At 67.8% G+C, this 13,272-nt stretch carries 12 protein-coding genes and 2 pseudogenes; 10 read left to right on the top strand and 4 right to left on the bottom strand.

Annotation, left to right across the window (positions count from 1 at the left end; genetic code table 11):
- Window positions 1–206 precede the first annotated feature (206 nt).
- The 4 genes from ACWDUN_RS13810 to ACWDUN_RS13795 all read left to right on the top strand — a co-directional run bounded on the left by ACWDUN_RS13810 (window position 207) and on the right by ACWDUN_RS13795 (window position 5,270).
- Window positions 207–1,226 carry a magnesium transporter CorA family protein gene (locus ACWDUN_RS13810; protein ID WP_449929428.1) on the top strand — a complete coding sequence of 340 codons (1,020 nt, stop codon included), beginning with the start codon at window positions 207–209 and terminating at the stop codon, window positions 1,224–1,226.
- Between the two features lie 135 nt (window positions 1,227–1,361).
- Entirely contained in the window at window positions 1,362–2,885 is a 1,524-nt protein-coding gene (locus ACWDUN_RS13805) for a Re/Si-specific NAD(P)(+) transhydrogenase subunit alpha (RefSeq protein ID WP_449929426.1), read from the top strand.
- A gap of 41 nt (window positions 2,886–2,926) precedes the next feature.
- Window positions 2,927–4,348: a Re/Si-specific NAD(P)(+) transhydrogenase subunit beta gene (gene pntB / locus ACWDUN_RS13800; protein ID WP_449929424.1), complete on the top strand. Its 1,422-nt coding sequence runs from the start codon at window positions 2,927–2,929 to the stop codon at window positions 4,346–4,348.
- A 70-nt stretch (window positions 4,349–4,418) separates the two neighbouring features.
- Window positions 4,419–5,270, top strand: coding sequence for an EamA family transporter (locus ACWDUN_RS13795; RefSeq protein ID WP_449929422.1), 852 nt, complete (start codon window positions 4,419–4,421; stop codon window positions 5,268–5,270).
- On the opposite strand, the gene ACWDUN_RS13790 is transcribed toward ACWDUN_RS13795, so the two are convergent.
- Window positions 5,267–5,851 (bottom strand): TetR/AcrR family transcriptional regulator, encoded by a 585-nt coding sequence (locus ACWDUN_RS13790; protein WP_449929420.1) that lies wholly within the window; start codon window positions 5,849–5,851, stop codon window positions 5,267–5,269. The two genes, ACWDUN_RS13795 and ACWDUN_RS13790, sit on opposite strands and share 4 nt — an antisense overlap.
- Before the next feature lie 89 nt (window positions 5,852–5,940).
- On the opposite strand from ACWDUN_RS13790, the gene ACWDUN_RS13785 reads away from it, so the two are divergent.
- The 3 genes from ACWDUN_RS13785 to ACWDUN_RS13775 all read left to right on the top strand — a co-directional run bounded on the left by ACWDUN_RS13785 (window position 5,941) and on the right by ACWDUN_RS13775 (window position 9,531).
- A complete protein-coding gene (locus ACWDUN_RS13785; protein ID WP_449929418.1) occupies window positions 5,941–7,080 on the top strand; it encodes an acyl-CoA dehydrogenase family protein in 1,140 nt (379 codons plus the stop codon).
- A gap of 272 nt (window positions 7,081–7,352) precedes the next feature.
- Window positions 7,353–8,234 carry a LysR family transcriptional regulator gene (locus ACWDUN_RS13780; protein ID WP_449929416.1) on the top strand — a complete coding sequence of 294 codons (882 nt, stop codon included), beginning with the start codon at window positions 7,353–7,355 and terminating at the stop codon, window positions 8,232–8,234.
- Between the two features lie 46 nt (window positions 8,235–8,280).
- Window positions 8,281–9,531, top strand: coding sequence for an MFS transporter (locus ACWDUN_RS13775; RefSeq protein WP_449929414.1), 1,251 nt, complete (start codon window positions 8,281–8,283; stop codon window positions 9,529–9,531).
- On the opposite strand, the gene ACWDUN_RS13770 is transcribed toward ACWDUN_RS13775, so the two are convergent.
- Window positions 9,458–9,919, bottom strand: coding sequence for a nuclear transport factor 2 family protein (locus ACWDUN_RS13770; RefSeq protein ID WP_449929412.1), 462 nt, complete (start codon window positions 9,917–9,919; stop codon window positions 9,458–9,460). The genes ACWDUN_RS13775 and ACWDUN_RS13770 overlap by 74 nt on opposite strands.
- Window positions 9,920–10,020: 101 nt before the next feature.
- Here ACWDUN_RS13770 and ACWDUN_RS13765 point away from each other — a divergent pair, with 101 nt between their 5' ends.
- Both ACWDUN_RS13765 and ACWDUN_RS13760 read left to right on the top strand, forming a co-directional pair.
- Window positions 10,021–11,235, top strand: coding sequence for an acyl-CoA dehydrogenase family protein (locus ACWDUN_RS13765; protein WP_449929554.1), 1,215 nt, complete (start codon window positions 10,021–10,023; stop codon window positions 11,233–11,235).
- A gap of 5 nt (window positions 11,236–11,240) precedes the next feature.
- Window positions 11,241–12,026 carry a tyrosine-protein phosphatase gene (locus tag ACWDUN_RS13760; RefSeq protein ID WP_449929410.1) on the top strand — a complete coding sequence of 262 codons (786 nt, stop codon included), beginning with the start codon at window positions 11,241–11,243 and terminating at the stop codon, window positions 12,024–12,026.
- 13 nt (window positions 12,027–12,039) lie between these two features.
- Here the strand turns inward: ACWDUN_RS13760 and ACWDUN_RS13755 are convergent, their stop codons facing one another.
- Entirely contained in the window at window positions 12,040–12,276 is a 237-nt protein-coding gene (locus tag ACWDUN_RS13755; protein WP_449929564.1) for a hypothetical protein, read from the bottom strand.
- Between ACWDUN_RS13755 and ACWDUN_RS13750 the strand changes: the two are divergent.
- Window positions 12,206–12,451, top strand: a pseudogene (locus ACWDUN_RS13750) (hypothetical protein); the annotation flags it as partial. The gene ACWDUN_RS13755 and the pseudogene ACWDUN_RS13750 overlap by 71 nt on opposite strands.
- Here ACWDUN_RS13750 and ACWDUN_RS13745 read toward each other — a convergent pair.
- Window positions 12,352–13,248: pseudogene (locus tag ACWDUN_RS13745) on the bottom strand (cation-translocating P-type ATPase); the annotation flags it as partial. The pseudogenes ACWDUN_RS13750 and ACWDUN_RS13745 sit on opposite strands and share 100 nt — an antisense overlap.
- Window positions 13,249–13,272: the final 24 nt, after the last annotated feature.

Below are 13,272 nucleotides of genomic sequence, written 5' to 3'. Positions count from 1 at the left end.
AGGCTCAGCGGCGGTACCTGTCGCGCCCCTTGGGCGCTGTCGCGATCAATGTCACGACGACCGCGACGGCAACAAGCGCCGCGATGATGACGACCATGGTCTCGATATCGGACATGCCACTCCTTCGTCAGGCGTGTACCCCGAAATCATGTGACATCAGCCTGTCTGTTTCCTGAAGGCCGCCTGCCCGGGTGAATGATGGCCGGGTGACCAAGGTGACCGGCCGGCTGTGGCGCAACGGCGAACCCCGCGACGACGAGTTCACCTTCGACGGCATCTCGGAGTGTCTGGCCGCCGACGACCAGTTGGTCTGGGCCGATATCTACGATCCCGACCACGACGCGCTCAAGGCGCTGGCCGCCGAGCTGCATCTCGATATCTGGGCCGTCGAGGACGCGGTGGCGCCGATGGAGCGGACCAAGGCGACCGTGTACCGCACCCACACCTTCTTCACCGTATACGCGGTCGACATCCTGGGGTCCGCACAGGACGACGCGCTGGCCTCGACGCTGGTGAAGCACCGCATCTCGGCCTTCGTGTTACCGCGCGGGCTGATCACCGTGCGGCTGCCCTCGGTCAGCAGTGTCCGCAACGGCACCCACTTCGACATCGGTACCGTCTCGGAGCGCTTCGATGAGCTCGGCGGCCAGCAGCACGGCGTCGGCGCGCTGGTGCACGCCCTGCTCGACGTGGTCGTCGACGGGCATTTCGACGCGGTGCAGACACTCGACGACTCGATCGAGGACCTGGAGGACGAGCTGTTCGACGACCGCGGTCCACATAAGGGACTGCAGCGCAGGACATTCCGGCTGCGCAAGGAATTGGTCGAATTGCGCCGAGTGGTGCTGCCCATGCGTGAGGTCGTCGGCGCCATCCAGCATCGCAGGCTCGACGCCAGGACCTCTCCCGAGCTCGACCCGCTCTACGCCGACCTGTACGACCACGTACTCCGGGCCTCGGAATGGACCGAGTCGTTGCGCGACATGGTGACCACGGTGTTCGAGACGAACCTGTCGCTGCAGGACGCCCGGTTGAACGCTGTGATGAAGAAGCTGACCAGCTGGGCGGCGATCATCGCCGTACCGACCGCCATCACCGGCTTCTACGGCCAGAACGTGCTTTACCCGGGTATCGAGACCGCAGCCGGCTTCATCACCAGCACGGCGCTGATCGTCGTGCTGGTGGCCATCCTGTACGTGGTGTTCCGCCGTCGAGACTGGCTGTAGCGCCGCGAAGAGTGTGAGGTAGCGCACGCAGCGACGCCGATTCTCGTGTGTTTCCCGACGTTGGGCGATGTAAGCAGACCGCTCACCGTCCGAGGGGCACGCACACAATTTCCGGGCAAATGCGAGACTCTTCCGATGATCATCGGGATTCCGCGCGAAACTCACGCGGGCGAGACGCGGGTGGCGGCCACGCCGGCGACCGTCGGCCAAATCATCAAGCTGGGCTATTCAGTCGTCGTCGAATCCGGCGCCGGCGAGGCCTCCAGCTTCTCGGATACCGCCTATGTAGAAGCCGGCGCACAGATAGGTGCTCCCTGGTCGGCCGACGTGGTACTCAAGGTCAACGCCCCTGATGACACCGAGATCGCCGCGCTGAAAGACGGCGCGACGCTGGTCAGCCTGATCTCCCCGGCGCTGAAGCCCGAACTGGTCGAGAAGCTGTCCGCCCGGCCGATCACCGTGCTGGCCATGGATGCGGTACCGCGTATCTCGCGGGCCCAGTCACTGGACGTGCTGTCCTCGATGGCCAATATCGCCGGCTACCGCGCCGTGGTCGAGGCCGCGCACAGCTTCGGTCGGTTCTTCACCGGCCAGGTCACCGCGGCGGGCAAGGTGCCCCCGGCCAAGGTGCTCGTCGTCGGCGCCGGTGTGGCGGGGCTGGCCGCCATCGGTGCCGCCGGCAGTCTGGGCGCGGTGGTCAAGGCCACCGACCCTCGGCCCGAGGTCGCCGATCAGGTCAAGTCACTGGGCGGCGAGTACGTGTCGGTGGACCCGAACGCCGGCGAGGTGTCGGCCACCGGCTACGCCAAGGAGATGGGCGAGGACTACAAGGCCCGCGAGGCCGCGCTGTATGCCGAGTTGGCCCGAGACGTCGACATCATCATCACCACCGCGCTGATCCCGGGTAAGCCCGCCCCGCGCATCATCACCGCCGAGATGGTGGCCTCGATGAAGCCCGGCAGCGTCATCGTCGACATGGCCGCGTCGAACGGCGGCAACGTCGAGGGCACCGTCAAGGATCAGGCCGTCGTCACCGCCAACGGGGTGACGATCATCGGCTACACCGATCTGGCCGGCCGCCTGCCCGCCACCGCATCGCAGCTGTACGGCACCAATCTGGTCAACCTGCTCAAATTGGTGACCCCGGGCAAGGACGGTCAGCTGACCCTCGACTGGGATGACGTGGTGCAGCGTTCGGTGACCGTGGTGCGCGACGGTGAGACCACCTGGCCGCCGCCACCGGTGCAGGTGTCCGCGGCGCCGGCCGCCGCCAAGGCCGCCCCGGTCGAGAAGCCCGCGCCCAAGGCGCCGATGTCGGCCCAGCGCCGACTGGGGCTGACCTTCGCCGCCGCGGCCGCGTTGTTCGCATTGATCGCGATCTCGCCGGCCGCGCTGCAGGTGCACCTGGTGGTGTTCGCACTGGCGATCGTGATCGGCTACTACGTGATCAGCGGTGTGCACCACGCGCTGCACACCCCGCTGATGTCGGTGACCAACGCCATTTCGGGAATCATCGTCGTCGGCGCGCTGCTGCAGATCGGCCAGGGTGATCTGGCCATCACGGTGCTGGCATGTGTGGCGATCCTGGTGGCCAGCATCAACGTCTTCGGCGGCTTCGCCGTGACCCGCCGCATGCTCGCGATGTTCTCCCGCAGCTAGAGCTGCCCCCACTTTCACGACTTTCTCCGAACGGATCCCCCATGCTTTCTCTGGAAACCGCGGCCACCGCGGCCTATGTGGTCGCGGCGCTGCTGTTCATCCTGGCCCTGGCGGGCCTGTCCAAACACGAAACGTCCAAGGCCGGCAACACCTTCGGCATCGCGGGCATGGCGGTGGCGCTGATCGCCACCGTGGTGCTGGCCATCGGGCGCGGTATCGAACCGCTCGGCCTCGCGCTGCTGGTCGGTGCCATGGCCATCGGTGCGGCAATCGGCCTGTGGCGGGCCAAGATCGTCGAGATGACCGGCATGCCCGAGCTGATCGCGTTGCTGCACAGCTTCGTCGGCCTTGCCGCGGTGCTGGTCGGCTGGAACGGCTACCTGCATGTGGAGGCCCACCTCGACGGTGCCGAGGCCGCACATCTGGCCGCCGAGGGCATGCTCGGCATCCACTCCGCCGAGGTGTTCATCGGCGTCTTCATCGGCGCGGTCACCTTCACCGGGTCGATCGTGGCGAACCTGAAGCTGTCTGCGCGCATGAAGTCCGCACCGCTGATGCTGCCCGGTAAGAACTTCCTCAATGTCGGTGCACTGTTGGTGTTCTTCGCGCTGACGGTGTGGTTCGTGATCGACCCGCAGCTGTGGTTGCTGATCGCGGTCACCGTGCTGGCGCTGCTGCTGGGCTGGCATCTGGTCGCGTCCATCGGCGGCGGCGACATGCCGGTGGTGGTGTCGATGCTCAACAGCTACTCCGGCTGGGCGGCCGCGGCGTCGGGCTTCCTGCTGGGCAACGATCTGCTGATCATCACCGGTGCCCTCGTCGGCTCCTCGGGTGCGTTCCTGTCCTACATCATGTGCAAGGCGATGAACCGCTCCTTCATCTCGGTAATAGCTGGAGGCTTCGGCATCGAGGCCGGCCCCGCCGAGGACAAGGACTACGGCGAGCACCGCGAGATCACCGCCGACGGCGCGGCCGAACTGCTGTCGAACGCGAGCTCGGTGATCATCACCCCCGGGTACGGCATGGCCGTGGCCCAGGCCCAATACGGCGTCGCCGATCTGACCCGCAAGCTGAGAGACCGCGGTGTGCAGGTGCGCTTCGGCATCCACCCCGTCGCCGGGCGGCTGCCCGGGCACATGAACGTGCTGCTGGCCGAGGCCAAGGTGCCCTACGACATCGTGCTGGAGATGGACGAGATCAACGACGACTTCGACGGCACCACCGTCGTGCTCGTCATCGGCGCCAACGACACCGTCAACCCCGCGGCGTCCGAGGACCCCGGTTCCCCCATCGCGGGTATGCCGGTGCTCACGGTGTGGAACGCCGACAACGTCATCGTGTTCAAGCGCTCCATGGCGTCGGGCTACGCCGGTGTGCAGAACCCGCTGTTCTTCCGGGAAAACACCCAGATGCTGTTCGGCGACGCCAAGGACCGCGTCGACGCCATCAACGCCGCGCTGTAATCCGCACCGGAGACGGCCGCTGCGGGCACCCGCGGCGGCCATCTCGCGTTTCGGGGCATAGGTTTTGGCGGTGGTCCCGCTGTTCTTCATCGCCGGTGCGATATCGCAGTACATCGGCGCGGCGGTGGGCGTCTTTCTCTTCCAGACGACCGATCCCGCCGCCGTCGCGTGGTTGCGCGCCGCCGCGGCGGCGCTGGTGCTCATCGCATGGCGCCGGCCATGGCGACAGACGTGGACGCGCCGCGGTATCGCAGTGGCCAGCGGGTTCGGGATCGTGACGGTGGCCATGAATGTCGCGTTCTTCGCGGCGATCGCGCGCATTCCGCTGGGCACCGCGGTCGCCATCGAGTTCCTGGGACCGGTGGCGGTGGCGACGCTCGGGTCGCGGAGGGCACGCGACATCCTGGCGGTCGTCATGGTCGCCGGTGGTGTGGTGCTGCTGGCCGGGGTGCAGGTCGACGCCGACCTGCCCGGTGTCGGATTCGCGCTACTTGCGGCGGCGTTGTGGGCCGGTTACATCCTGCTCGGTAAGCGGGTCGCCGACGCAGGTGCCGGGCTGGACTCGCTGGCAGTCGGGATGGGCGTGGCGGCGGTGGTGTTGGCGCTGCCGCTGCTGTCCGGGCAATTGCTGTCGGACGCCACGGTTTTCGCCGAGCCGCGGACGTGGCTGTTCGGGCTCGGGGTGGGCGTGCTGTCCACGGCGGTGCCCTATGCGCTCGACCAGTTCGTGTTGACGAGGATCAGCCGGGCCCGTTTCGCATTGCTGCTTGCCCTGCTGCCGGCGACGGCGGCGCTGGTCGGTGCGGTGATGCTGCGGCAGGTGCCGACGGCGGCGGAGATCGCCGGAATTGTGCTCGTCATGGCGGCTCTGGTCGTCAGCGCGGGCGGGCAGCAACCGGCGCCCGGACCGGTCGGAGGCTAGGTACGCAGGCCGTTGGTCAGCAGTGTCGCCAATTCGGTATAGGCCTCGGCATCGCTCAGGCCGGTCGCCCCGGTGACCTCGCGCTGCTGAATGCGCACCATCATGGTGGCGATCAGGTGGCCGGCGAAGGCGGCGTTGACATCACGGAACGTGCCCGCGGCGACACCCTCCTCGATCAGTTGCCGCACGCGCGCGGCGGCCGCAGCGGTATTGGCTTCGTAGACCTCGCGGGCCGGCGCGAACGCGTTCATGTCCGCCATGAAAGCCTCGGATGCGACGGACAACTCGGTCCCGACCGCGGTGAGATACGCCGCAACGCGATCCCTCGCGGTCGCGGTGTCGGCGAGGGTCGCCTCCACCGCGGCGGTGGCGCGTTTGAAGAAGTGCACGGTGACCCGCCGGACCAGCTCGTCCTTGCTGGACGCCAGGGCGTACAGCGTGGACTTCGAGCAACGCAGGCGGGCCGCGATCTCGTCAAGGGTCAACCGGCTGAAGCCGTCGGCCAGGAACAACACCAGCAGATCATCGAATAATTTGGTCTGCCGCCGGGTGGCGAAACCACCGTCTACCAGCTCGGACATTCAGCAATAGTACTGCAGGCGATCCTCCAGTACCCTTTGGACGATACTGCGACTCCGTCATGAGTACTGCTTTGCGAGAGGTGACACCAGTGCCCGTCGACCGCCTGCTCCCCACCGAGGACGCCGCCGAACTGATCGCCCTGACCCGTGATATCGCGGACAAGGTGCTCGACCCGATCGTCGACCAGCACGAGAAGGCCGAGACCTACCCCGAGGGGGTCTTCGCTCAGCTCGGCGCCGCGGGATTGATGAGCCTGCCCCAGCCCGAGCAATGGGGCGGCGGCAGCCAGCCCTACGAGGTGTACCTGCAGGTGCTCGAGGAGATCGCGGCCCGGTGGGCCGCGGTCGCGGTGGCCGTCAGCGTGCACAGCCTGTCCTCGCATCCGCTGTTGGCGTTCGGCTCCGAGGAGCAGAAGGCCCGATGGTTGCCGGGCATGCTCTCCGGCGAGCAGATCGGCGCGTACAGCCTGTCCGAGCCGCAGGCCGGTTCCGATGCGGCCGCGCTCCGCTGCGCCGCGGTTGCCGATGGTGACGCCTACGTGCTCAACGGCTCCAAGGCCTGGATCACTCACGGTGGGGTCGCCGACTTCTACACGCTGTTCGCGCGTACCGGCGAGGGGTCGAAGGGCATCTCCTGCTTCCTGGTTCCCGGCGATCTCGACGGACTGAGCTTCGGCAAGCCCGAGGAGAAGATGGGCCTGCACGCCGTGCCCACCACCGCCGCGTTCTACGACAACGCCCGCCTGGACTCCGACCGCCTGATCGGCACTGAGGGACAAGGGCTTTCGATCGCCTTCTCGGCGCTGGACTCAGGCCGCCTCGGCATTGCCGCCGTGGCCGTCGGCATCGCCCAGGCCGCCCTCGACGAGGCGACACGGTATGCCCACGAGCGAACGACGTTCGGCCGCAAGATCATCGACCATCAGGGACTGGGCTTCGTGCTGGCCGATATGGCTGCCGCGGTGGTGAGCGCACGCGCCACGTATCTGGATGCCGCGCGGCGCCGCGACCTCGGGCTGCCGTACTCGACCCAGGCGTCGGTGGCCAAACTGGTGGCCACCGACGCCGCCATGAAGGTGACCACCGATGCCGTGCAGGTGCTCGGCGGGGTCGGCTACACCCGCGACCTCCGGGTGGAGCGGTACATGCGGGAAGCCAAGATCACGCAGATCTTCGAGGGCACCAACCAGATTCAACGGTTGGTCATCGCCCGTGGACTCACCGCGTAGCCACGCCACGCGATCTCGGCAGCCGCGGCCCGGCCAGGGTTCACTGTGTAGTTTGCAAGGTGCACTGAGGCTTGGGTTACGCGGCGGCCGGTAGGTCGGTCATGGTGCGGCGGGCATGCGAGCGCAGGTGCGCTGGTTCGGGTCCGGTCGGGTCGTGTGGTGGGATGAACCAGGGATGCCGATCGGGGCCGAGGTAAACCTGCCAGCCGCCGTGGTGGATCTGGGTGTGGTGGTAGCGGCACAGCAGGAGCCAACCAATTTAGAATCCCGGTATGGACCTCGACGAGCTGCACTGGTTCGTCGTCCTCGCCGAGACCGAGCATGTCACCGACGCCGCCGCCGAACTGGGCATCAGCCAGCCCACCCTGTCACGCGCACTGAGCCGGCTGGAGGCGCGCGTCGGCGCACCGCTGTTCGACCGCGTCAACCGTCGACTCCAGCTGAACAGCTACGGCGCCATCCTGCTCGAGCACGCGCGTCGCAGCATCGGCGAGATCACCAGCGCCACCGAACGCATTGCGGCGCTGCGCAACCCGGACACCGGCACAGTACGACTGGCCTTCCTGCACTCACAGGCCGGTGGCTTTGTGCCCGAACTGCTGCGCCGCTTCCGCGCCGAGGCGCCGAGCGTGCAGTTCGAGTTGTTCCAGGGCGCGACACTCGACATCCTGGATCGACTGAGCGGCGGGCATGTGGACCTCGCGATCACGTCACCGCGCCCCACCGGGTATCCCTGGCGGGTGCTGTACGTGGAACGGCTGTGCCTGGCCGTACCCGGCGACCACCGGTTCGCCACCCGCAGCCGGATCCGCCTCGCCGACGCCGGCAACGAGCCGTTCGTCGCCCTGCGCCCCGGCTTCGGCCTACGACAGCTCACCGACGAACTGTGCGCGACCGCGGGTATCAGCCCGTCGGTAGTGTTCGAGGCGATGGAGATCCCGACGGTGGAGGGTCTGGTGGCGGCCGGATTCGGCGTCGCGGTGGTACCGATTCCCCATCCGGACCGCGCCGACACCGGTGCGGCCTATGTCCCGCTGACCGAACAGTCGGCCAAACGTCAGCTCGGCCTGACCTGGAACCCGGAGCGGGAACTGTCGCCCGCGGCGGCGCGCATGGCCGACTTCGTCATGCATAATCTTCATGAACTGACGTAACTCCATACATTGGACGAATCGCAACCGCAGTCCTAACCTCGTCCGGGTGACCACGACCCTGACCCCCACGAACTGGCCGGGGCATTCGCGTGGCTCAGCCGAATACCGGCGTCTGCTGGCCGCGCTGTTCTTCGGCGGCGTCGCGACATTCGCCCAGCTGTACTCACCGCAAGCCGTACTGCCGATGATCGCCACCGACCTGGGCACCGGTGCCGCACACGCAGCCCTGCTGGTATCGGCCGCGACCGTGGGCCTGGCCATCGGCGTCATCCCGTGGGCCTCGCTCGCGGACCGCATCGGTCGCGTCCAGGCGATGACGCTATCCATCACGGCCGCAACATTTCTCGGATTGCTCGTACCGCTGGCCTCGACGTCCGAGCTGCTGCTCGCGGGCCGCTTCCTTGAGGGCTTGATGCTCGGCGGGGTCCCGGCCATCGCCATCGCCTACCTGTCCGAGGAGATCGATCCCGGCCACGCTGCCCGGGCCGCGGGCAGCTACGTGGCCGGCAGCACCATCGGCGGGTTGACCGGACGCTTGATCACCGGTCCGGTCGCCGAGTTCGCCGGTTGGCGCGTCGGTGTCGTGACCGTCGCCGTGCTCTGCGGCCTGTCGGCCTTCGCCTTCGTCAAACTGGCCCCGCCGGCGCGCGGCTTCCGTCCCGCCCGCGCGAGCGGCCTGGGCCGACGCCTGCTGGAGAATCTGCGCTCACCCCGCCAACTGGTGCTCTACAGCCAGGCCTTCCTGCTGATGGGCGGTTTCGTGGCGATCTACAACTTCCTGGGTTTCCGGTTGTCCGCCGCGCCGTTCGACCTGCCGCAGACCACGGTCAGCCTCGTCTTCCTGGCCTACCTGGCCGGAACCTGGGCCTCGGCCAGGGCCGGCGCCGAGGCGGGCCGGTTCGGACGCAAACCGGTGCTGCTGGCATCGATCACCACCATGGTCGTCGGCACCGCGCTGACCATCAGCTCACAGCTCATGGTGGTGCTCGTCGGCCTGCTGATCGCCACCGCAGGTTTCTTCGGTGCACACGCCGTCGCGTCGGGCTGGGTCGGTGCCGCCGCGGGTGCCAACAAGGCGCAGGCCTCGGCGCTGTACAACCTGTTCTATTACGCGGGATCGAGCGCCGTCGGTTGGTTCGGCGGCGTCGCCTTCGACGCGGCGGGCTGGACCGCGGTGGCCGGCGTCGTCATCGGGCTCGCCGTACTGGCCGGAACGCTGGCCCTCACCAGACTGGGAAATCCGTGCCGCGATCAGCATCGGTCCGCGGACCGAACAGTCGCCGCTGCGACTCGGTGATCGGCACGTCGTTGATGCTCGCCTCACGGCGCGCCATCAGTCCCTCGCCGGTGAACTCCCATAGTTCGTTGCCGTAACTGCGGAACCACTGCCCGGCGGCGTCGTGCCACTCGTAATGGAACCGCACCGCGATCCGGTTGTCGCTGAATGACCAGAGGCCTTTGCGCAGTACGTAGTTCTGTTCGCGCTCCCATTTGGCGGTCAGGAAGGCCACGATCTGCTCGCGGCCGATGATGTGCTGGTCACGGTTGCGCCACACCGAATCGTGCGTGTACGCGAGGCTGACCCGGTGCGGGTCGCGGGTGTTCCAGGCGTCCTCGGCGGCCTGGACCTTCTGCACCGCAGTCTCGTGGGTGAACGGGGGCGCGGGCGGACGGCTTTCGGTCATGACGTGTCAGACGCGGACGGCCCGAGGATTGTTCCGGCACCCGAGGCCGGGGTTTCAGTTATCTAACTTAGTGGCATATCGTGGCCGTCATGGACTTCGCGATGTCGGCCAAAGCAGCTGAGTACCACAAGCGCCTCTCGGACTTCATGGTCGAGAACGTCTTCCCGGCCGAGGAGTCCTACCACGCCTACCGCGAGCAGAAGGGCCCGAAGGACCACACGGTGCCGCCGGTGGTCGAGGAACTCAAGGCCAAGGCCAAGGCCGCCGGCCTGTGGAACCTCTTCCTGCCCTCGGAGTCCGGGCTGTCCAACCTGGAGTACTCCCCGTTGGCGGAGTTGACCGGTTGGAGCATGGAGATCGCTCCCGAGGTGTTCAACTGCGCCGCCCCCGACACCGGCAACATGGAGACCCTGCACCTGTTCGCCACCGAGGCGCAGCGGAAGCAGTGGCTCGAACCGCTGCTGAACGGCGAGATCCGCAGCGCCTTCGCCATGACAGAGCCCGCGGTGGCCTCCAGCGACGCCCGCAATATCGAGACCACCATGCTGCGCGACGGCGCGGACTACGTGATCAACGGACGCAAGTGGTGGATCACCGGCGCGGCCGACCCCCGCTGCAAGATCCTGATCGTGATGGGCCGGACCAATCCGGACGCCGCGTCGCACCAGCAGCAGTCGATGATCCTGGTCCCAGCCGACACCCCCGGCGTCGACATCCAGCGTTCGCTGCCGGTCTTCGGTTGGCAGGACCAGCACGGCCACTGCGAGATCGTCTTCGACAACGTCCGCGTGCCTGTGGAGAACCTGCTGCACGAAGAGGGCAGCGGTTTCGCCATCGCCCAGGCGCGGCTGGGCCCGGGCCGCATCCACCACTGCATGCGCGCCCTCGGCGCCGCCGAGCGGGCGCTGGCCCTCATGGTCGACCGCGTGCAGAAGCGCATCGCGTTCGGTAAGCCGCTGGCCGAACAAGGTGTGGTGCGCGAGCAGATCGCCAAGTCGCGCAACGAGATCGACCAGGCCCGCCTGCTGTGCGAAAAGGCCGCGTGGACCATCGACCAGAACGGCAACAAGGCGGCGCACCTGCTGGTGTCGCAGATCAAGTCGGTGGCCCCGCAGATCGCCTGCAACGTGATCGACCGCGCCATCCAGGTACACGGCGGCGCCGGCGTCAGCGACGACTTCCCACTGGCCCGCCTCTACGCATGGCACCGCGCCATGCGATTGTTCGACGGTCCCGACGAGGTGCACATGCGCACCATCGCCCGTGCCGAACTCGGCAGGGAGAAATCGGCCCTCGCCGCTGCTGTGACACAGTAGAGACCGTGGAGCTGACAGGAGCCTGGAACTTTCGCGACGTCGCCGAATCCGCCGGCATCCGACCGGGGCTGCTGTTCCGCTCCAGTGAGCTGAGCCGGCTCACCGACGAGGGGCGTGCAGCGCTGCTCGAACTCGGCATCAACGATGTGGCCGATCTGCGGTCGCGCCGTGAACTCGACCGTCGTGGACCAGGACAGGTGCCGCCTACCGTGGCCCTGCACCACCTCCCGTTCCATTTCGAGGACGATTCCGCCCAGGACGCACCGCACGAGGCGACGTTTCAGCGGGTGATGTCGGAGTCCCCCGAGGGCGAGGACGTCACCGAGTCGGCCAAGCGGTACATGACCGAGGTCTACGAGGAGTTCCCCTCGCTCACCGGCGCGCAGGTCGCGGTCCGCCAGGTCATCTCACTGCTCGCCGACGGCAAGCCCGTCATCGCACACTGCTTCGCGGGCAAGGACCGCACCGGATTCACCGTCGCCACCGTGCTCGAGGCCGTGGGAGTGTCCCGCGAGGCGATCCTGACCGACTTCCTGCGCAGCAACGACGCCATCGGCCCGTTGCGGATGAGCATCATGGAATCGGTGAAGGCCCGGGCCGGGGAGACGCCGGAGGTGCTGACGTTCGCCGAGGCCCGACTGACCGATGCGGTGCTCGGCGTGCACGAGGACTACCTGCAGGCCGCCTGGCGGCGCGTCGACGAGATCTACGGATCGCCGAGCGGATTCCTGCAGGCGTCTGCCGTCTCGGACGACGAGCTGAGCCGGCTGCGGTCCGTCCTCATCGGCTAGCAGAGATGTCCGGTCAGGCCTCTTCCAGCGCCTCGCCCACCTCTTCGGCCACCCGGCCGTGTTCGTTCTGCAGCAGCACGTGCCCGGCGCCGAGCACTAGCGCGATCGGCCATTCGATCACCCCGGTCGCCGCCAGCAGACCCAGCGTCCCGTAGTAGGCGAGCTGCTTGGGCCGAGGTATGCACACCTTACCCAGCACCGGTAGCGACACCGTGAAACCGCGGGCCCTGCCGCACTCTTTCGACGGCATCGCGGTGGCTGGTGTCCTGACGCAAATCTTCGGCCATCGGTTACCTCTCCGTCATGTCACTGTCGGTTGTTCGACGTCTCGGCTTCCCATCGTCGATGACGTGACCAGTTCCGGTGTTTCGGCGGATCCGTTGACCGACGTCGTGACGCGCTTCTTGGCCGTACCGTTGCGCGAGGTGTACGCGGTGTTGTGGCGTTGCGGCGTCGTCGAGATCGACGACTGATCCGACTGCAGCCTCTGCAGCACGCGTGGCGCCACGGCCGCCACGGCGGTGGCAGCACCTGCAGTGCCCAGTGCCGTCGCCCAGCCGAGTGGATCCAACGGTGTGCAGCCGAGCAGCTGACTGACCCCCGGGGTGCTGATCAGCGCCCCCAGCGTCACCAATGAGCCTGCCGCCGTGGCGATCACCAGCGGACTGTGCGAATCGATCAGGGTCTGCCCCAACTGCGTGGACACCAACGCGACCAGAGCCACCGTCGAGGCCCGGCGCGGTGCCAGCGTGTATCCGGCGGCCAGCCACGCCGCGCTGGCCGCACCGGCCGTGGTGGCGCCGCGGATGGTCACCGTCCGCCACAGCGCCGACCTGTCGGGGCCGTGCCCGGTGCCGCTGTAGGACCCGGTGGCCGGACTGACCGCCAGCGCCGCCGCCGGCAGCGCATCGGTCATCATGTTGACCAACAGCAGTTGCCGGGTGTTCAGCGGGGACTGCCCCGTCAGCGCGCTGCCGACGATCGAGAACACCACCTCTCCGGCATTGCCGCCCAGCAGGACCGCGACGGCTGCCTGGACCCGGCGCCACAGTTGGCGACCCTCGTCCAGCGCATCGACCAGGGAACCGATCCGGCCGTCGAGCAGTAGCACGTCGGCCGAACTGCGGGCGGGATCGCTGCCGCGTGAGGCCACACCGATACCCACGGTCGCCGCACGTATCGCCGCCGCGTCGTTGGCTCCGTCACCGACCATCGCGCACAGGGGTGGCGCGGGCCGCGCACGTCA

The sequence above is a fragment of the Mycobacterium sp. NPDC003323 genome (assembly GCF_053589535.1).
This window is presented reverse-complemented; position numbering and strand designations above follow the sequence as displayed.

Excerpts from the sequence above, each read along its gene's own strand:
- ACWDUN_RS13805 (WP_449929426.1), top strand. The coding sequence starts at position 1,362 with ATGATCATCGGGATTCCGCGCGAAACTCACGCGGGCGAGACGCGGGTG.
- pntB (WP_449929424.1), top strand. The coding sequence starts at position 2,927 with ATGCTTTCTCTGGAAACCGCGGCCACCGCGGCCTATGTGGTCGCGGCG.
- ACWDUN_RS13790 (WP_449929420.1), bottom strand. The coding sequence starts at position 5,851 with ATGTCCGAGCTGGTAGACGGTGGTTTCGCCACCCGGCGGCAGACCAAA.
- ACWDUN_RS13780 (WP_449929416.1), top strand. The coding sequence starts at position 7,353 with ATGGACCTCGACGAGCTGCACTGGTTCGTCGTCCTCGCCGAGACCGAG.
- ACWDUN_RS13770 (WP_449929412.1), bottom strand. The coding sequence starts at position 9,919 with ATGACCGAAAGCCGTCCGCCCGCGCCCCCGTTCACCCACGAGACTGCG.
- ACWDUN_RS13765 (WP_449929554.1), top strand. The coding sequence starts at position 10,021 with ATGTCGGCCAAAGCAGCTGAGTACCACAAGCGCCTCTCGGACTTCATG.
- ACWDUN_RS13755 (WP_449929564.1), bottom strand. The coding sequence starts at position 12,276 with ATGCCGTCGAAAGAGTGCGGCAGGGCCCGCGGTTTCACGGTGTCGCTA.